This is a genomic window from Nonomuraea sp. NPDC049655 (assembly GCF_044465465.1).
Classification (GTDB): Bacteria; Actinomycetota; Actinomycetes; order Streptosporangiales; family Streptosporangiaceae; genus Nonomuraea.
Genome location: NZ_JBITLS010000015.1, coordinates 316,356 through 334,463, shown reverse-complemented (window position 1 = coordinate 334,463; position 18,108 = coordinate 316,356). Strand labels below are relative to the sequence as shown.

General features: G+C 70.5%; 19 protein-coding genes. 4 read left to right on the top strand and 15 right to left on the bottom strand.

The annotated features are described in order from the left end of the window. Positions 1-9: 9 nt before the first annotated feature. Together ACIBQ6_RS40680 and ACIBQ6_RS40675 are read right to left on the bottom strand one after the other, a co-directional pair. Positions 10-1,008, bottom strand: a complete 999-nt coding sequence (locus ACIBQ6_RS40680) for a hypothetical protein (RefSeq protein WP_397218437.1) — start codon at positions 1,006-1,008, stop codon at positions 10-12. A 254-nt stretch (positions 1,009-1,262) separates the two neighbouring features. Continuing rightward, a complete protein-coding gene (locus ACIBQ6_RS40675) occupies positions 1,263-2,426 on the bottom strand; it encodes an acyl-CoA dehydrogenase family protein (RefSeq protein ID WP_397218436.1) in 1,164 nt (387 codons plus the stop codon). Between the two features lie 123 nt (positions 2,427-2,549). Between ACIBQ6_RS40675 and ACIBQ6_RS40670 the strand changes: the two genes are divergently transcribed. Next, on the top strand, positions 2,550-3,863 hold the full coding sequence (locus tag ACIBQ6_RS40670; RefSeq protein ID WP_352361804.1) for a UDP-glucose/GDP-mannose dehydrogenase family protein: 1,314 nt from the start codon (positions 2,550-2,552) through the stop codon (positions 3,861-3,863). Positions 3,864-3,963: 100 nt separating this feature from the next. On the opposite strand, the gene purE is transcribed toward ACIBQ6_RS40670, so the two are convergent. The 3 genes from purE to ACIBQ6_RS40655 form a co-directional block, all read right to left on the bottom strand. After that, a complete protein-coding gene (gene purE / locus ACIBQ6_RS40665; RefSeq protein ID WP_357702729.1) occupies positions 3,964-4,440 on the bottom strand; it encodes a 5-(carboxyamino)imidazole ribonucleotide mutase in 477 nt (158 codons plus the stop codon). A gap of 20 nt (positions 4,441-4,460) precedes the next feature. After that, a complete protein-coding gene (locus ACIBQ6_RS40660) occupies positions 4,461-5,609 on the bottom strand; it encodes a 5-(carboxyamino)imidazole ribonucleotide synthase (protein ID WP_397218435.1) in 1,149 nt (382 codons plus the stop codon). 79 nt (positions 5,610-5,688) lie between these two features. Continuing rightward, positions 5,689-6,462 (bottom strand): hypothetical protein, encoded by a 774-nt coding sequence (locus ACIBQ6_RS40655; protein ID WP_397218434.1) that lies wholly within the window; start codon positions 6,460-6,462, stop codon positions 5,689-5,691. 227 nt (positions 6,463-6,689) lie between these two features. Between ACIBQ6_RS40655 and ACIBQ6_RS40650 the strand changes: the two genes are divergently transcribed. Beyond that, complete coding sequence (locus ACIBQ6_RS40650) at positions 6,690-7,166, top strand: GtrA family protein (RefSeq protein WP_352321617.1); 477 nt, start codon at positions 6,690-6,692, stop codon at positions 7,164-7,166. Here ACIBQ6_RS40650 and ACIBQ6_RS40645 read toward each other — a convergent pair. The 10 genes from ACIBQ6_RS40645 to ACIBQ6_RS40600 form a co-directional block, all read right to left on the bottom strand. Further along, positions 7,150-8,427 (bottom strand): ATP-binding protein, encoded by a 1,278-nt coding sequence (locus ACIBQ6_RS40645; protein ID WP_352361812.1) that lies wholly within the window; start codon positions 8,425-8,427, stop codon positions 7,150-7,152. The two genes, ACIBQ6_RS40650 and ACIBQ6_RS40645, sit on opposite strands and share 17 nt — an antisense overlap. 4 nt (positions 8,428-8,431) lie before the next feature. Beyond that, positions 8,432-9,100, bottom strand: a complete 669-nt coding sequence (locus ACIBQ6_RS40640; protein ID WP_043620820.1) for a response regulator transcription factor — start codon at positions 9,098-9,100, stop codon at positions 8,432-8,434. Positions 9,101-9,367: 267 nt separating this feature from the next. Continuing rightward, positions 9,368-9,907: a hypothetical protein gene (locus tag ACIBQ6_RS40635; protein WP_357994549.1), complete on the bottom strand. Its 540-nt coding sequence runs from the start codon at positions 9,905-9,907 to the stop codon at positions 9,368-9,370. A gap of 149 nt (positions 9,908-10,056) precedes the next feature. After that, positions 10,057-10,542, bottom strand: a complete 486-nt coding sequence (gene bfr, locus ACIBQ6_RS40630) for a bacterioferritin (RefSeq protein WP_352361818.1) — start codon at positions 10,540-10,542, stop codon at positions 10,057-10,059. A 25-nt stretch (positions 10,543-10,567) separates the two neighbouring features. Further along, on the bottom strand, positions 10,568-10,744 hold the full coding sequence (locus ACIBQ6_RS40625) for a bacterioferritin-associated ferredoxin (RefSeq protein ID WP_125632481.1): 177 nt from the start codon (positions 10,742-10,744) through the stop codon (positions 10,568-10,570). Between the two features lie 121 nt (positions 10,745-10,865). Beyond that, positions 10,866-11,486 (bottom strand): MBL fold metallo-hydrolase, encoded by a 621-nt coding sequence (locus ACIBQ6_RS40620; protein WP_358282560.1) that lies wholly within the window; start codon positions 11,484-11,486, stop codon positions 10,866-10,868. Next, a complete protein-coding gene (locus ACIBQ6_RS40615; RefSeq protein WP_358282558.1) occupies positions 11,486-12,571 on the bottom strand; it encodes an S-(hydroxymethyl)mycothiol dehydrogenase in 1,086 nt (361 codons plus the stop codon). The genes ACIBQ6_RS40620 and ACIBQ6_RS40615 overlap by 1 nt, the downstream gene beginning before the upstream one ends. Before the next feature lie 15 nt (positions 12,572-12,586). Beyond that, positions 12,587-13,567, bottom strand: coding sequence for an adenylate/guanylate cyclase domain-containing protein (locus ACIBQ6_RS40610; protein ID WP_397218433.1), 981 nt, complete (start codon positions 13,565-13,567; stop codon positions 12,587-12,589). Between the two features lie 21 nt (positions 13,568-13,588). Continuing rightward, a complete protein-coding gene (locus ACIBQ6_RS40605; RefSeq protein ID WP_358282556.1) occupies positions 13,589-14,107 on the bottom strand; it encodes a PH domain-containing protein in 519 nt (172 codons plus the stop codon). 45 nt (positions 14,108-14,152) lie between these two features. Then, the gene (locus tag ACIBQ6_RS40600) at positions 14,153-14,974 is read right to left on the bottom strand and encodes a biotin--[acetyl-CoA-carboxylase] ligase (protein WP_397218432.1); all 822 of its coding nucleotides are present in this window, start codon (positions 14,972-14,974) and stop codon (positions 14,153-14,155) included. 85 nt (positions 14,975-15,059) lie between these two features. Here ACIBQ6_RS40600 and ACIBQ6_RS40595 point away from each other — a divergent pair, with 85 nt between their 5' ends. Together ACIBQ6_RS40595 and fdhD are read left to right on the top strand one after the other, a co-directional pair. Continuing rightward, entirely contained in the window at positions 15,060-17,264 is a 2,205-nt protein-coding gene (locus tag ACIBQ6_RS40595; protein WP_397218431.1) for an FdhF/YdeP family oxidoreductase, read from the top strand. Continuing rightward, positions 17,261-18,103 (top strand): formate dehydrogenase accessory sulfurtransferase FdhD, encoded by an 843-nt coding sequence (gene fdhD, locus ACIBQ6_RS40590; RefSeq protein ID WP_397218430.1) that lies wholly within the window; start codon positions 17,261-17,263, stop codon positions 18,101-18,103. The genes ACIBQ6_RS40595 and fdhD overlap by 4 nt, the downstream gene beginning before the upstream one ends. Positions 18,104-18,108: the final 5 nt, after the last annotated feature.

Sequence of the window (18,108 nt, the reverse complement as noted above, 5' to 3'; positions counted from 1 at the left end):
TTGCGTAGGTTAAGCCGCTCCGATGGCTGGGTGGGGGGCCAAGACCGATGCGGTTTGAACGACGTTGGACGTGCCGCCTGACAGGATTAGTCCAGCTGACGACGTATGCGTCTGGAGTAGTTCGGGTTGAGACAGAGCCTGGAGAGCCTCCACCACATCGACGACAGGGAACTCACGGCGATCAGCTAGATAACGAGCAACTGTCCGGGCTGCGGGGCGGGGCAGGGAAACCTCTTTTGGAACCTGCGCGTCGGCTTCGAGGAATGCTGTGACGACTTCCCATGCCAGATAGAACGTCTCGACGAAGCTCCCGTCGTACGGCATTGGGCAGACCACAAGATTTCTGGTGTCGTCCTTTCGGATGGCATCTGAGCCACCTTGGTTCGCGGGCACCACTCCGATGCGTAGCCCCGGGTACCCCTTCAGACCTGACGGGTTGATTTTGACAGTGGTGCCCACCCAAGAGTCGGTGTCTGAGTGCCCAAGGAAGAGATCTGCGCGCCAGAGCCCGCTGATACTCTGCGGCAGCCCCGATTCCACGCCCTTCCTCCTGAAGGCCGCTGCGGCGCTTGTTAGGTGCTTTTTCAGTTTCACCGGGCGTCCCCGTGAACCTGACAGGAGGACCGACTCGTCCGAGAGGAACTCGGCAGCCGTATCAATGAGCTGCTGGGAGCCCGCTTTCTCCGCTCCGAACAGGATTGATCCGACGCTGTTCCCGCGCACCTTGCAATGGTTCAAGGCATCGTAGACGCGCTCGCTGACGTCCGGCTCCCCTCGACGCACTGCATCGTGCACGGCGTACTCGAAGCAGATCCCCGTGTCGCCGTCCCCAGGACGACGGAGGCGCGGGAGCATCTTCAGCTTGACCCCTTCGCGGCCTCCCGCCTCCTCCACCACATCCGCCTTGAGAGAGTAGAGAGTGCCAAGAAGGATCGGTCGTACGACAGCAGTGATCGCCGAGACTTCGTCAGCCACGGGATTCAGCTGCCGCTCGTTCCTGATTTCCACGGGATCAACCTAGTTGCCCTGATCACACGCGAGCACCCGAATAAAGCCAGGCGCCCCCAATCTGGAACATGGGCTTCTTCCGTCGCTGAAGATGCCCCGTGGCCCACATTGGGGACCATGATCCTCGCCTTGGCGGCTGCGGCCGTACAGCACCTCACGGAACAGGCACGGAACAGTGATCCTTTAGAGCGAGGTCGAGAGACAGCGAACCCCGCCTCAGCCGACCGGCAGGCGGGGTTTTCGCACGTCAAGGGCTACTTGAGGAGCTGGCGGGCCATGACCATGCGCTGGATCTGGTTGGTGCCCTCGTAGATCTGGGTGATCTTGGCGTCGCGCATCATGCGTTCCACCGGGAAGTCCTTCGTGTACCCGTACCCGCCCAACAGCTGGACCGCGTCCGTGGTGATCTCCATGGCGGCGTCCGAGGCGGCGCACTTGGCGGCGCTCGACAGGAACGTCAGGTCCTTCTGCGGCCGGCCGTGCATCGCCAGCTCGCTCTTGGCGGCCGCGCGGTACGTCAGCTGCCTGGCCGCCTCCAGCCTCATCGCCATGTCGGCGATCATGAACTGCAGCCCCTGGAAGTCGCCGATCGGGCGGCCGAACTGCTTGCGTTCCTTGACGTAGCCGATCGCGTAGTCGAGGGCGCCCTGGGCGATGCCCAGCGCCTGGGCGGCGATGGTGACGCGGGTGTGGTCGAGGGTGGCGAGGGCCGTCTTGAAGCCGGTGCCGGGCTCGCCGATCATGCGGGACGCCGGGATGCGGACGTTCTCCAGGATCACCTGGCGGGTCGGCGAGGCCTTGATGCCGAGCTTCTTCTCCTTCGGCCCGAAGGAGACGCCTTCGTCGGACTTCTCCACCACGAAGGCGGAGATGCCCCGGGCGCCGGCGGACGGGTCCGTCACGGCCATCAGCGTGTAGTACTCGGAGACGCCGGCGTTGGTGATCCACATCTTGGTGCCGTTGAGCACGTAGTGGTCGCCGTCGAGAACCGCGCGGGTCTTCATGGCGGCGGCGTCGGAGCCCGCCTCCGGCTCGGACAGCGCGTACGAGAACATGGCCTCGCCCCTCGCCACCGGCGCCAGGTAACGCTGCTTGAGCTCCTCGGACGCCGAGAGCAGCAGCGGAACGGTGCCCAGCTTGTTCACGGCCGGGATGAGCGAGGACGACGCGCAGGCCCGCGCGACCTCCTCGATGACGATCACCGCGGCCAGCGCGTCCGCCCCGGCGCCCCCGTACTCCTCGGGAACGTGCACGGCGTGCAGGTCGGCGGCGACGAGGGCCTTGTAGACGTCCCAGGGGAACTCTTCGGACTCGTCGGCCGCCGCGGCCTGCGGCGCAATCTTCTCGTCGGCCAGGGCGCGGACCGTCTCCCTGAGCATGTCGTGCTCTTCGGCGGGCGCATAGAGAGGGAAGCTCATGCCTAGATACTAGGACGTCCGAGCACTTTGTTACCAGCTAGTACGGTTTGCGAACAGACGCAGGTGGCACGAAGGAGGTAGCGAAGGCCGGTAGCATGCCTGGCGATCGAAAGGAGCTCGCTCGTGCCATATCGCCTCACGGTGATCGGGACCGGATACCTGGGCATCACGCATGCGTCCTGCATGGCGGATCTCGGATTCGAAGTCCTTGGCCTCGACATTGACGCGGACAAGATCCGCCGGCTGAACAACGGTGAGCTCCCCATCCACGAGCCCGGGCTGGAACCCGTGCTCCGCCGTGGGCTCGACTCCGGACGCCTTCGCTTCACCAGCTCCTACGAAGAGGTCGCCGCCTTCGGCGACGTGCACTTCGTCTGCGTCGGCACACCGCAGAAGAAGGGCGAGTACGCCGCGGACGTGTCGTACATGGACAGCGCCATCGAGTCGCTCGCGCCGCTTCTCGACCGCGAGTGCCTGGTCGTCGGCAAGTCCACCGTGCCGGTCGGCACCGCCGAGCGCATGGCCGACAAGCTCGCCCGCCTGTCGCCGGCCGGCGTCGGCGTCGAGCTGGCGTGGAACCCGGAGTTCCTGCGCGAGGGCTTCGCGGTGGAGGACACCCTCCACCCCGACCGCATCGTGCTCGGCGTGCGTTCGGAGCGGGCCGAGAAGGTGCTGCGCGACGTGTACGCGCCGCTCGGGGACGTCCCGTTCGTGGTAACCGACTTCGCGACGTCGGAGCTGGTCAAGACGGCGGCCAACGCCTTCCTCGCCACCAAGATCTCCTTCATCAACGCCATGGCCGAGGTCTGCGAGGCCGCGCACGCCGACGTCAAGCAGCTGTCCGAGGCGCTCTCGTACGACGACCGCATCGGCGGGCGCTTCCTCAACGCCGGGCTCGGCTTCGGCGGCGGCTGCCTGCCGAAGGACATCAGGGCCTTCATGGCACGGGCCGGCGAGCTGGGGGCCGACCAGGCGCTGACGTTCCTGCGCGAGGTCGACGCGATCAACATGCGCCGCCGCGCCCGCATGGTCGACCTGGCCAGGGAGCTGGCGGGCGGCTCGTTCCACGGGTGCACGGTCGGCGTGCTGGGCGCGGCCTTCAAGCCGAACTCGGACGACATTCGCGACTCCCCCGCCCTGGACGTCGCCGTGACGATCGGCCACCAGGGCGGACAGGTCACCGTCTACGACCCGATCGCGCTCGACAACGCTCGTAAGGCTCACCCGGAGCTGAACTACGGCGAGTCGGCCGTCGAGGCGGTCCGCGGGGCGCACGTGGTGCTGCTGCTGACGGAGTGGAAAGAGTTCCTGGAGCTCGATCCGGAGGAGCTGGGCGCGGTGGTCGCGACCCGGCGCATCGTCGACGGCCGCAACGCGCTCAACTCCGAGGTGTGGCGCTCGGCCGGCTGGCACTACCGGGCGCTCGGCCGCCCGTAGCCCCGCCGCGGCACCTCTCCGAACGCCCGGGACCCCTCACCACGGGGAACCGGGCGCCCGGAAAGCCCGGTCTGCCCCTGGACGGCCCTGAGTTGCCTGCTCAGAGCTCCGCGGCCTCGGCGCGCAGCTTCTCACCCTTGGCGTACGCCTGCTCCTTGAGACGCCCCTGGAACTCCTCCATGCGCTCGCGCAGCCCGGCGTCGGAGGCCCCGAGGATGCGGACGGCCAGCAGCCCCGCGTTGCGCGCGCCCCCGACCGCCACCGTGGCCACCGGCACCCCGGCCGGCATCTGGACGATCGACAGCAGGGAGTCCATCCCGTCGAGGTACTTCAGCGGCACCGGCACCCCGATCACCGGCAGCGGCGTCACCGAGGCCAGCATGCCGGGCAGGTGCGCCGCCCCGCCGGCCCCCGCGATGATCACCCGGATGCCGCGCGAGGCCGCCTGCCGGCCGTACTCGATCATCTCGACCGGCATGCGGTGGGCCGAGACGACGTCGGCCTCGAACGGCACCCCGAACTCCGCCACGGCCTCGGCCGCGGCCTTCATCACGGGCCAGTCGGAGTCCGACCCCATGACGATCCCGATTCGCTCTGTCACGTGTACTCCCCGGTCATGAGGTAGACGGCGGCGTGGCGGGCGCGGGCGCGCACCTTGTCGAGGTCGGCGCCCAGGGCCGTGACGTGGCCGATCTTGCGGCCCGGACGCACTTCCTTGCCGTAGAAGTGCAGCTTGATGCCGGGGTCGTGGGCCAGCACGTGCTCGTAGCGCTTGAACAGGTCGGGGTCGTCGCCGCCCAGCAGGTTGGCCATGACGACGACCGGGGCGGTCATCGCGGGCGAACCGAGCGGCAGGTCGAGCACGGCCCGCAGGTGCTGCTCGAACTGGGACGTGGTGGAACCCTCGATCGTCCAGTGGCCGCTGTTGTGCGGGCGCATGGCCAGCTCGTTCACCACGAGGCCGTCGGCGGTCTGGAACAGCTCCACCGCCAGCAGCCCGGTCACGCCCAGCTCGTGGGCGATCTTCAGGCCGATGCGCTGGGCGACGGCGGCCTCCTCGGGGTCCATGCCGGGGGCGGGGGCGAGCACCTCGACGCAGATGCCGTCCTGCTGCACGGTCTCCACGACCGGGTAGCTGACGCCCTGCCCGTGGGGCGAGCGGGCCACCAGCACCGCGAGCTCCCGCTCGAACGGCACGAACGCCTCGGCCATCAGCTCGACGCCGGTGGCGAACGCCTCGGCCACGTCGTCGGGGGTGCGGCAGACCCACACGCCGCGCCCGTCGTAGCCGCCGCGCACCGACTTCAGCACGACCGGCCAGCCGTGCTCGTCGGCGAACGCCGCGACGTCCGCCGCCGAGGCGACCCGGGCCCAGGCGGGGCAGGGCACGCCGATGGCGGTCAGCCGTTCGCGCATGACGGCCTTGTCCTGGGCGTGCACGAGCGCGTCGGCGCCCGGGTGCACGGCGTGGCCGTCGGCGATCAGGGCCCTGATGTGCTCGGTCGGCACGTGCTCGTGGTCGAACGTGATCGCGTCGCAGCCCTGGGCGAACGCCCGCAGGTCGGCCAGGTCGCGGTAGTCTCCGACCTGGGTGTCGACGATCACTCGTGCGGCGCTCTCCCCGGGGGCGGCGGCCAGCACCCGCAGCTCGACCCCGAGCGCGATGGCCGGCGACTGCGTCATCCGGGCGAGCTGACCGGCGCCGACGATGCCGACGACCGGCCCGATGGGACTGTAGGAACTCACGTGAGGTGAGCTTACCGGGACGGAACGACTACCTCGCCGTTGTCAACTCACGCCCTCCCACCGCGGCACCCCGCCGCCGTCAACCGGCGCGTCCCCGGCGCAGCCCGAGCGTCCTGATCCGGTTGCCCGTGCCGACCAGGCTGGCCGTCACCACCAGATCCGTGCGCCCTCCCCGGTACGTGAGCCGCAGGGCGTCGAACACCAGGACGGAACCGGCGGCCACCGGGATCGCGAGGGTGCGCGTGCCGAACAGCTCGACGTCGGCGCGGTTCGCGGTGACGTCCTTGAGCAGCCCGCGCAGCGGATCCCCCGGCGGGAAGCGCACGCCCGCCACCCCGGCCGGGTCGGTGAGGTACGTCAGGTGCCGCTGCGGCACCAGCTGGGCCTGCCTGACCAGCGACGACGGCGCCTCGGCGGCCTCCCGCGCCGGCTCGCCGGGCACCGGGACCGGCCCCGCGCCCAGCCGCCAGCGGCCGTCCTCCAGGAAGAACAGGTAGTACGCGGGCGACGGCTCGCGGGCCAGGGCGGCGAACCAGTCGCCCGCGTCGGGCAGCACGTAGACGGGGTCGGCGGGACGGGCTGGACGGCCGTTCCGGGTCGCCTCGCAGGCACGGCCGTCCAGCGTCCGCTCCGCCCACGTGGTCAGCTCCCGTACGGCGGCGCAGTCCCGCCGCTGCCAGGCCCCGTCGAGCTGCCGGAGCAGCGAGAACGCCTGCTCGGCGGTCGCCGGGTCGACCCGTGGCGCGGCTGCCGGGGCAGGCGTGCGGTCCTCCTGGAGCACCGGGGCGCCGCCGGTCGCGCCACAGCCCGTGACGAGCAGGGCCAGGACCGACGCGAGCAGTCGAAGCGGCACAGGTGGCTCCCGGGAGGGCGGCCGTCTGGAGCGGCAGGTCCGACGTCGCGGGCGGGCCCGCGATCTGAACGGCAGCGTAATGCCGATCTTTCAGAAATGCCGCCCATAAGGCGATATTTCTAGAAGTGGTCTTTGCGGGGTATGTTCGGCCCTCTGACACCGGCCGTACGACATCGCCGGTACGCTGAGGTGGTCAGTCTCGACGAGGGAAAGGACCGAGCGCGGACGTGGAGTTTGCCAAGCGCCTCTACCAGCGGTTCGAGTCCCTGGTTCACGAACTGGCCAAATTCGGGAGCATCGGGGCCGTCGCCTTTCTGCTCGACACGGGTGTCTACAACCTCTTCCTGCTCGGCTTCGAGTGGGGCCCCCTCACCTCCAAGGTGCTCGCCACCACGCTCTCGGCGACCTTCGCCTACCTGGGCAACCGCTTCTGGACCTTCCGCCACCGCGAGCAGAGCGGCCTCGGCCGCGAATACTTCCTGTTCTTCCTGCTCAACGGCGTCGCCCTGCTGTTCGGCCTGCTGGTGATCGGCTTCACCAAGTACACCCTCCACCTGCACGACGGCCTGAGCCTGAACATCGCCAACTTCGCCGGCGTCGGCCTCGGCACGCTGTTCCGCTACTGGTCGTACAAGAAGTGGGTGTTCCTGGAGGCCACCGAGCCGATCCCGGTGGAGCTGCCGGAGATCAGGCAGGACCGCTGACCACGCGGTTCCTGCTGTCCTCCTCGGCCGGGCGCAGGAAGATGGCGAACGTCGCCGGCCGGCGGCGCACCAGTTCCAGCCGCCCGCCGTCCGCGGCGGCCAGCGCGCGGGCGAGGGTGAGCCCGAGGCCGGTGCCTCCGCCGCCGCTGACGTTCCGTTCGAAGATCTTGGGCGCGATCTCGTCGGCGATGCCGGGGCCCTCGTCGGCGACCTCGATCACGATGTAGTTGTCGCCGCAGGTGCTGGTGACGGTGACCGTGCCGCCGCCGTGGCGCAGGGAGTTCTCCAGCAGCGAGGCGATGACCTGGCCGAAGCCGCCGGTGGTGGCCATCGCCTTCAGGCCGCGGGTGCCGTCGAGGTGCAGCGTGCGGCCCGCCTCGCGGAAGACCGGCTCCCACTCGGTGATCTGCTGGATGAGCACCTCGTCGATGGCGACGGGCTCGGCCTGGGCGTGGCGCTGGCGGCGGGCCGCCGCGAGCAGTTCGTCGATCACCGCGGTCAGGCGCTCGGCCTGCACGATGGCCGCCTCGCCCTCCTCGCGGACGACCTCCGGCTCGTTCGAGGCGGCGACGATCTCCTCCAGGCGCATGGTCAGGCCGGTCAGGGGCGTGCGGAGCTGATGGGAGGCGTCGGTGGCGAACTCGCGTTCGCGGGTGAGCAGGTCGGAGATGCGGGTGGCGCTGCGGTCGAGCACCTGGGCCACGCGGTCCAGTTCGGGGATGCCGTAGCGGTGCTTGCTGGGCCGCGCGTCGCCCGACCCCAGCCGCTCGGCGATCTTCGCCAGGTCCTGCAAGGGCAGCGTCAGTCTGCGCGACTGGACGACGGCCAGGCTGACGGCCACCGCGAGCGCCGCGACGGCCAGCGCCACGATCAGCAGCAGCCTGGCCCGGACGTCGCGCTCGACCTGATCCCGGTCACGACTTATCCGGACATAGACCCCGGTGTTGGTCTGTGCGTCCTCGGTCATCAGGTGACCCGACGCCGGCGCGGTGCCGACGACGGTCACCCGCAGAGGGGTTCCGCGTTCCCAGATCTGGATGTACCTGCCCGGGTACTTCTGCTCCAGTTGTTGCGGGTCGAGCGGGGTCTCCTGGACCCGGGCGTACTCGACCTCGCCCACGAGACGTTTGGCTTCCGCCCCGAGCTCCTGAGCCGCCTCGTCGACGATCAGACGGCTGACCACGACGCCCAGGGGGACCCCCAGCAACAGGACCGCGATGACCGCGACGACCAGTGTGGAGGAGAGCAGTCGACGGCGCATGCGCCTACTCGCGTTCGAACCGGAAGCCGACTCCCCGGACCGTCGTGATGTATCGGGGCTTGGCGGCATCGTCGCCGAGTTTGCGGCGCAGCCAGGAGATGTGCATGTCGAGGGTCTTGGTCGAACCCCACCAGTTGGTGTCCCACACCTCGCGCATGATCTGCTCCCGGGTGACGACCTTGCCGGCGTCGCGGACCAGGACCCGCAGCAGGTCGAACTCCTTGGTCGTCAGGTGCAGCTCCTTCTCCCCCATCCAGGCGCGGCGGGAGTCGGCGTCGATGCGGACCCCCTGCACGACCGGGGTCTCGGAGGTGCCGCGCCGCAGCAGCGCGCGCACCCGGGCGAGCAGTTCGGCCAGCCGGAACGGCTTGGTCACGTAGTCGTCGGCGCCGGCGTCGAGGCCGACGACGGTGTCCACCTCGTCCACGCGGGCCGTGAGTATCAGAACCGGAGTGCCGTGCCCCTCGGCACGGATCCGGCGGGCGACCTCCAGACCGTCCATCTCTGGCAGGCCGAGGTCTAGAACGATGAGATCGATGCCGCCCGACAGGGCCCTCTCCAGGGCCTGCGGGCCGTCGGGGCTCACCTCTACCTGATAGCCCTCGCGGCGTAGCGCACGCGCGAGTGGCTCGGAGATCGAGGTGTCATCCTCGGCGAGAAGTACGCAGGTCATGAAGCGATCGTAGGACCTTAGGCGATCGTTTCCCGGGCACAGCGCGCGGTTTGACTTGTCGTTGACCTATCCATTGACCTGGGCAAACGAAGCTAAATAAGGGTTAGTCGTGATTAAATTACCGCGATTATCGAGGGGAAAACACAAAGCGCTCCAGGCTTTCCCATCACACCACGTACGCCCGCGTCCGCGGGACGCGTCGCGCCCGGCGCGGCGCCCGGAGCGTGATACCCCGATCCGGGCGCCGGAATGCCTGGAACGTGCCGTTCAGAGCCAGCTCGACCGGACGGAGGCCGCCGGGCCGCCGGCCGGGGCGGTGCCGAGCTCGCCGGCGCGCACCCGGTCGAGCAGACGGCGGACGGTGTCGACGATCTCGGGGGCGGTCTCCCGCAGGCTCGCCGCGTCGTCCGCGCCGACCTCGGCGGGATCGACGCCGGACTGCCGCAGCACGCCGTCGAGGTCGGCCAGCCGCTCCCCCAGCCACTTCAGCGGCTCGGCCGACAGCTCCTCGTCGAACACCCGCCGGTCGGGCTCCCAGCCGCTGGAGCCCGGGTGGTGGTGCGTACGGTCGAAGCTGCCCGGCGTGCCGTCGACCGACTCCAGCAGGTCGACCCGCCAGATGAGCTGATCGACGACGATCGGACGGGCCGAGTAGATCGACCCCTTGAGCTCGCCCGGCGCGAGCCTGCGGATCTCCAGGCGCACGCCGTGCTCGGCGCCCTCCTGGTGCTCTCCCGGGTCGGGGTCGACGAAGTACAGGTCGCCGACGGCCACGCCGATGCGCTCGAAGCCGAAGAGATAGAGCATGCAGACCACTCCCTCACAGGTGTCCTGGGCTCGCCTCCCCCAGTATCCGTCAGGCCACCGCGGGCGGCCCGGGGGCGGCCCGGGGGCGGCGGGAACGACGACGGCCCCGCTGCCCGGGCGGGCGGCGGGGCCGGAGAGAACGGGGGGCTCTAGTCGTCGACGGACTGGGGCTCGGCGTAGCGGGCGAGGTAGAGCTGCTCGCCCAGGCTGCGCATCAGGCCCAGCTCGGTCTCCAGGTAGTCGATGTGCTCCTCCTCGTCCTCGAGGATGTCCTCGAAGATGCGGGCGGAGGTGATGTCGCCCTTCTCCCTCATCAGCTGGATCGCCGGGCGCAGCCGTTCGACCACTGCCAGCTCGACCTCCAGGTCGGCCTTGAGCTGCTCCTCGACGGTCTGGCCGATGTGCAGCGTGCCCAGGCGCTGGTAGTTGGGCAGCCCTTCGAGGAACAGGATGCGGTCGGTCAGCCGTTCGGCGTGGCGCATCTCCTCGAAGGACTCGTCGCGCGTGTGCTTGGCCAGCTTGGTGTATCCCCAGTTCTCCTGCATCTTCGCGTGCAGGAAGTACTGGTTGATCGCCGTGAGCTCGGCGGTCAGCTGTTCGTTGAGGAGTTCGATGATCTGCTTGTCGCCCTGCATGAACGGGCCCCTCGTCACGGTGCGGCTATGCGGTCGTCAGTTCTTCAGACTGCTTCAGGATCGCACAGATCTTCCGTACACAACGGGCACAGTCCCCACCGGCCCCAGTGGTGTCGCGAATCTGTTTCGCGCTCTTCGCCCCGGAGGCGATGCAGTCGTGGACCTCGTTCTCGGTCACAGCACGACAAATGCACACATACATCCGGGGACAGGCCTCTCAAGCGAGCAGGAAGGGGACGCCTTTAGGTTAGGCACACCTAAGATAGCTCACTTCGGTAAGGCTTGCCTATGTTAGAGGCGTCACATTCACCTGACCCCGCAGGTCAGTGGCCCCTCGCCCGCCACTCCTCCAGGTGCGGCGCCTCCGCACCGATGGACGTGGAGTCGCCATGGCCGGTGTGCACGACCGTCTCGGGCGGCAGGGACAGCAGCCGCCCGGCGATCGACTCGATGATCGTGTCGAAGGACGAGTACGACCGCCCGGTCGCCCCCGGCCCGCCCTTGAACAGCGTGTCGCCGCTGAACAGCACGCCCGCGTCCGGCACGTGCAGGCAGACCGCGCCCGGCGAGTGGCCCGGCGTGTGCAGCACCTCCAGGGCCACCCCGCCCACCGTGATCTTCTCGCCGTCGGCCAGCGGCGTGTACGCCACCTCCGGCCCGTACACCTGCTCCCAGAGCACCTGGTCGGCCGGGTGCAGCAGGATCGGCGCGCCGGTCAGCTCGGCCAGCCGGCCGGCGGCGTTGACGTGGTCGTTGTGGGCGTGGGTGCACACGATGGCCTTGACCCGGCGGCCGCCGGCCCGCGCGGCGATGGCGTCCGCGTCGTGCGCGGCGTCGATGATCACGACCTCGCGCGCGTCGCCGACCAGCCAGACGTTGTTGTCGACCTCCCAGGTGCCGCCGTCGAGCGAGAACGTGCCGGAGGTGATGACGCGGTCGATCATCAGAGCACCACCACCGAGCGCAGCACCTCGCCGCGGTGCATCTTGGCGAACGCCTCCTCGACCTGGTCGAGCCCGATCGTCTCGGTGACGAACCGGTCGAGCGGCAGCCGGTTCTGCAGGAACAGGTCGATCAGCATCGGGAAGTCCCGCGAGGGCAGGCAGTCGCCGTACCAGGACGACTTCAGCGCGCCGCCGCGGCCGAACACGTCGAGCAGCGGCAGCTCCAGCCGCATCTCCGGCGTCGGCACGCCCACCAGGACCACCGTGCCGGCCAGGTCGCGGGCGTAGAACGCCTGCTCGTACGTCTCCGGCCGGCCGACCGCCTCGATCACCACGTCCGCGCCGAACCCGCCGGTCAGGTCGCGGATCGCCTCGACCGGGTCGTTCTCCCGCGAGTTGACCGTGTGCGTGGCGCCGAACCCGCGGGCCCACTCCAGCTTGCGGTCGTCCACGTCGACGGCGATGATCCGGGACGCCCCGGCCAGCGACGCCCCCAGGACCGCCGCGTCGCCGACCCCGCCGCAGCCGATCACGGCCACGCTGTCGCCGCGCGTCACGCCGCCGGTGTTGATCGCCGCGCCGATGCCGGCCATCACGCCGCAGCCCAGCAGGCCCGCGACCTGGGCCGGGGCCTCGGCCGACACCTTGGTGCACTGGCCGGCGGCCACCAGCGTCTTCTCCAGGAACGCGCCGATGCCGAGCGCGGGCGACAGCTCGGTGCCGTCCTTGAGCGTCATCTTCTGGGTGGCGTTGTGGGTGGCGAAGCAGTACCACGGCCGGCCGCGCAGGCAGGCGCGGCACTGGCCGCACACCGCGCGCCAGTTGAGGATCACGAAGTCGCCGGGCGCCAGCCCGGTGACCCCCTCGCCGACGGCCTCGACCGTGCCCGCGGCCTCGTGGCCCAGCAGGAAGGGGAAGTCGTCGTTGATCCCGCCCTCGCGATAGTGCAGGTCGGTGTGGCAGACCCCGCAGGCCTGCACGTTCACCACCGCCTCGCCCGGCCCGGGGTCGGGGACGACCACCGTCTCCAGCGAAACTTCCTGGCCCTTACCGCGGGCGATCACGCCCTGCACTTCGTACGGCATGGCAGCCATCTTGTGTCAGGAGGATGATCTCCGCAAGACATAGGGCTGGACCACGCCGAGCCCTCTTGCCGGCCGCCTCCTGATCTTGTGCACCTCGATCCCGTCCGGCGCTCCGGCCAGGCCCTCGGCCAGCTCGGAGTCGACCAGGATCGTGCCCGGCCGGGCGATGGCCGTGAGCCGGGCGGCCAGATTGACGGTGGTGCCGAACACGTCGCCCATCATGGGCACGACCGGCCCGTACGCCATGCCGATGCGCAGCTCCAGGCTGCCGGCGAGGTCGAGGGCGATCGCCGCGGCCTGGGCCGGGGCAGGCGCGGTGAACAGCACCTCGTCGCCGAGCGTCTTGACCAGCCGCGCGCCGTGCGCGGCCACCACGTCGGCGGCGCGCGACTCGAAGCCCTCGACCAGCGAGGCCAGCGCCCGCTCGTCCAGCTCGCGCGAACGCCGGGTGAAGGAGACCAGGTCGGCGAAGCCGACGGCGATCGACACGCGGGCCGGCCCCCGCTCGTCCTGGTCGTCGGCGACGGCCAGCAGGCGGGTGCCGGCGGCGGCGAGCTGGGCCCGCCAGACGTGCACCAGCAGGTGCTCGAAGTCGGGCAGGAGGGCCTTGGCCGTGTCGAGGACGCCGTTCAGGTCGGCGTCGGTGCGCGGGTCCGGGACCGTCGTGCCGATCACGATCTCGGCCTGCCACTGCGCCAGCCTGGCGGTGGTCTGGCCGAGCGCGCGGGCCATGCGGATGACGGTCTGCTCGTCGAGCAGGCCGCCGTCGATCAGGCTGCGCACCCGGCGCAGCGCGGCCACGTCGGCGTCGCTGAACGCCACGGCGTCGTCGGGGAACTGGGCGAAGCCGAGCGCCCGCCAGATGCGCTGAGCGAGCTCCTGCGACACCCCGGCCCCGGCCGCGACCTGCGCGCGGGTGTGGCGGGCCGGCATGCCGACGAGCGTGCGCTCGATCTGCTCGGCGGTCGGCCTGCCGGGCGGTTGGGTGGCGTTCACGATCAGCAGGCTACGCCACCCTCAGTGGCCGTCGATCTCTCCGTCGGACGCGTCCTCGACCAGCTTGAACAGGTCCATGCGCACGTCCTGGATGCGCGGGATGTCGCGCAGGACGATCTGGCCGCGCTCGCCCGCGGACTCGACGGTCAGCGTGCCGCAGCCGAGCATGCGCTCCAGGAACGTCTGGTCGGAGCTGACGGTGTTGACCTTGGCCATCGGGATCTCGTCGGTGGACTTGTTGAGCACGCCCCTGCTGATCGTGAACCGGTGGGTCGTCAGGACGTACCCGGTGTTCTTCCACTGCAGGTAGGGCACGAACGAGAAGATCGTCAGCAGGATCACGGCGATGACGACGACGGCGATCCTGCCGTAGGAGGTGACGCTCTCCCCCCACGCGGTGGGGAAGAAGTAGAGGGCCGCACCCGCCGCCGCGGCGATGAGGATCAGCGCGAAGAACGGGCCGACAAGGCGCTTCCAGTGGGGATGGAAGGATCGGACGCGCTGCTCACCCTGCGTCAGATGGTGGTCGGGAAGGGTCATGCCGCACATGCTGCCACCAACCCGGCCGAGCGGCTACGCCCTTGCTCATCGGGCGGCCCGCACGTGCACGACGTCTCCGGCGCCCAGCGTGTAGCGCTCGCCGCCGGACTCCACCTGGAGGTGGCCGGACCCGTCGATGCCGGTGGCCCGCCCGGTCAGCACCTGCTCGCCCGGCAGCTCCACCCGGACGTCGCGGCCGACCGTGGCGCTGACGGCGAGGTAGGCGGCGCGCAGCCCGGCGGCCTCGGCGTCGCCGCCGGCCGCCTGCCACTCGCGGTAGTGGCTCTCGACCTCGCGCAGCACGGCCCGCAGCAGCGGGTCGCGGTCGACGCAGGCCGCCTCCTCGATGGCCAGCGACGTGGCCGTCTCGACCGGGGCCTCCTCCGCGCGCAGCGAGACGTTGAGCCCCATGCCGATGACTACGGCGTCGTCGACCCGCTCGGCCAGCACCCCGGCCAGCTTGCGCTCGCCCACCAGCAGGTCGTTGGGCCACTTCAGGCGCACGTCGACCTCGGCCAGCCGGCGCACGGCCGAGGCGGCGGCCACGCCGTACAGCAGCGGCAGCCACCCCTGGGTCGGAACCGGCGTCGTGGGCCTGAGCAGGACGGAGAACGTCAGCCCCGACCGCGGCGGCGCCGACCAGGCGCGGTCGAGCCGGCCCCGGCCGGCGACCTGCGACTCGGCCACCAGCACCCGGCCCTGCTCGGCCCCGGCCTGGGCGGCCATGGCGAGGTCGGCGTTGGTCGAGCCGGTGGTCTCGACGACGGTGACGCCCGTCCACAGGGCGCCCGGACGCACGAGCGCGCGGTTGAGCGCGGCCTCCGAGAGCGGCGGACGGTCGAGGTCGGAGTAGCGCGAGGAGGCCATCCCCCTATCTTGGCCGAACCCGCGCCGAGGTCGTCGCACCGCACCGGCTGGTCTCGAAGTCCGCATGAGGGGTAAAGATGGGGGGATGAGCAGACGTCCTGACCCTCGCAACTGGGCATCGTGGCGGCCCTTCGGCCTCGGGTTGCGCAAGCCGAACAACTACCTGGAGCTGTGGAAGGCGTTCAGGTCGGTCAAGGGCAACAGGCGTTACGCCTGGCGCATACTCAACCAGGGCACCTGCGACGGCTGCGCGCTCGGCACGCACGGCATGCGCGACTGGACGATGGACGAGATCCACCTGTGCAACATCAGGTTGCGCCTGCTGCCGCTCAACACCATGCCCGCGCTCGACGTGTCGCTGCTGCGCGACGTCTCGGGGCTGGCCGGGCGCAAGAGCGCGGAGCTGCGGGAGCTGGGGCGGCTGCCGTACCCGATGTTGCGGCGGGCCGGCGAGCCCGGCTTCACCCGCGTCACGTGGGACGAGGCGCTGCGGGTGGCGGCCGAACGGCTGCGCGGCGCGCGCTTCGGCACGTACCTGACCAGCCGCGGGGTGCCCAACGAGAACTACTACTCGGCGCAGAAGGCGGTGCGGGCGCTCGGCACCAACAACGTCGACAACGCCGCCCGCATCTGCCACTCGCCCTCGACGGTCGCCCTCAAGCAGACCATCGGCGCGGCGGCCACGACCTGCTCCTACACCGACTGGATCGGCTCGGACCTGATCGTCTTCATCGGCTCGAACCCGTCGAACAACCAGCCGGTCGCGATGAAGTACCTCTACCACGCCAAGAAGGCCGGCACCCGGATCGCCATGGTCAACGCCTACCGCGAGCCGGGCATGGACAAGTACTGGGTGCCCTCCAACGCCGAGTCCGCGCTGTTCGGCACGAAGATCACCGACGAGTTCTTCGGCGTGAACGTCGGCGGCGACATCGGCTTCCTCAACGGCGTCCTCAAGCACCTCATCGAGAACGACTGGGTGGACAAGGCGTTCGTGACCGGGCGCACGTCCGGGTTCGAGGAGGCGCGCAAGGCCGTCGAGGCCCAGTCGTGGGCCGAGCTCGAAGCGCTCTCGGGGGCGACCAAGGAGCAGATGTTCCGGCTGGCCGAGCTGCTCGGGCGGGCGCGCTCGGCGGTGCTGGTCTGGTCGATGGGCATCACCCAGCACTCCTACGGGGAGGACAACGTCCGGGCGATCGTCAACCTGGCGCTCGCGCGCGGCTTCCTCGGGCGCGACAAGTGCGGGCTGATGCCGATCCGGGGGCACAGCGGGGTGCAGGGCGGGGCCGAGATGGGCGCGTACGCGACCGGCTTCCCCGGCGGCCTGCCGATCACGTCCGCCAACGCCGCCAAGTTCACCGACCTGTGGGGCTTCCAGGTGCCCGACACGGCCGGGCTGACCGCGACCGACATGATCGACGCGGCCCACCGGGGCGAGCTCGACGCGCTCGTCTCCTCCGGTGGCAACTTCCTGGAGGTGCTGCCCGACCCCGCTTACTGCCGGGAGGCGCTGTCCAGGCTGGGGCTGCGGGTGCACATCGACATCGTGCTGTCCTCGCAGATGCTCGTGCCGGGCGAGGGCGACGTGCTGCTGCTGCCGGCCCAGACGCGTTACGAGATGGTCGGCGGCGTGACCGAGACCTCCACCGAGCGGCGGATCATCTTCTCGCCCGAGGTCGAGGGGCCGCGCGTGGGCGAGGCGTGGCCGGAGTGGAAGATCTTCGCCGAGCTGGCCGCCCGTACCCGTCCGGAGATAGCCGACCATGTGCGGTTCACCGGCACTCCGCAGATCCGTGCGGAGATCGAGCAGGTCGTGCCGTTCTACCAGGGCATCTCGGGGTTGCGGAAGTTCGGGGACAACGTCCAGTACGGCGGCCGCCACCTCTTCGCCGACGGCCGTTTCCAGACGCCCGACGGGCTGGCCGTCTTCTCCGTGGTCGAGCCGCCCGCCCTTGAGCGCCCCGACGGCACGTTCAAGGTCGCGACCAGGCGCGGCAAGCAGTTCAACAGCATGGTCCACGAGCGGCTCGACGGCTTCAACGGCGCGGCGCGCGAGGCCGTGCTGATGAGCCCGTACGACGCCGACCGGCTCGGGCTGGCCGACGGCGCGCCGGTCGAGCTGCGCGCGGGCGAGCGCTCCTACCAGGGCAAGGTGCTGCGGGCCCCGCTGATGCCGGGCAACCTGCAGATCCACTGGCCGGAGGGGAACGTCCTGCTCGACGAGGCCCGGCGTTCGCCACAGGCGCGCATCCCCGACTACAACGCGCTCGTCACCGTGCGGCCGCTGTGAAGGCGCGTCCCGGGCCCACCACCCGCGTCCGCGTCCGGGAGCTGGCCGGCTCCGGGGCCCGCGACCGGCGCGACGACCTGGCCACGGAGGAGCCGCTGGAGATCCGCCTCACCGGCGGCGACGGCGCCCGCAAGACGGTCGCCATCACCATGCGCACCCCGGGGCACGACTTCGAGCTGGCCGCCGGGTTCCTGAGCGGCGAGGGGCTGGCCGGGCCGGACGACATCGCGGCCATCGCGTACTGCACGGACGACGACCTGCCGCCCGAGGCCCGCTACAACACCGTCACCGTCCGCCTGCACGGCCCGGTGCCCGACCTGCCCGCGCTCGACCGGCACTTCCTCACCTCCAGCGCGTGCGGCGTCTGCGGCTCGGCCGGCCTCGACGCGCTGCACGGCCGGTGCAAGCCGATCCCCAGGGGCTCCCTCGAACTCACCCCCGAGGTCCTCTACGGCCTTCCGGGCGCGCTGCGCGCGGCCCAGGGCGTGTTCGGCAAGACCGGCGGGCTGCACGCGGCGGGCCTGTTCTCGGCGACGGGCACGCTGCTGGCGTTGCGCGAGGACGTCGGCCGGCACAACGCCGTGGACAAGCTGGTCGGCTGGGCGGCGCTGGCGGACCGGCTGCCGCTGGCCGAGCACGTGCTCATGGTCAGCGGCAGGGCCAGCTACGAGATCATGCAGAAGGCGCTGGCGGCCGGCGTCCCGGCGGTCTGCGCGGTGTCGGCGCCCTCGTCCCTGGCCGTCGATCTGGCCAGGGAGTTCGGGTTGACGCTGGTGGGGTTCCTGCGCGGCGAGCGCTGCAACGTCTACGCCGGGCAGGAGCGCGTCGTCACGTCCTAGTTGCC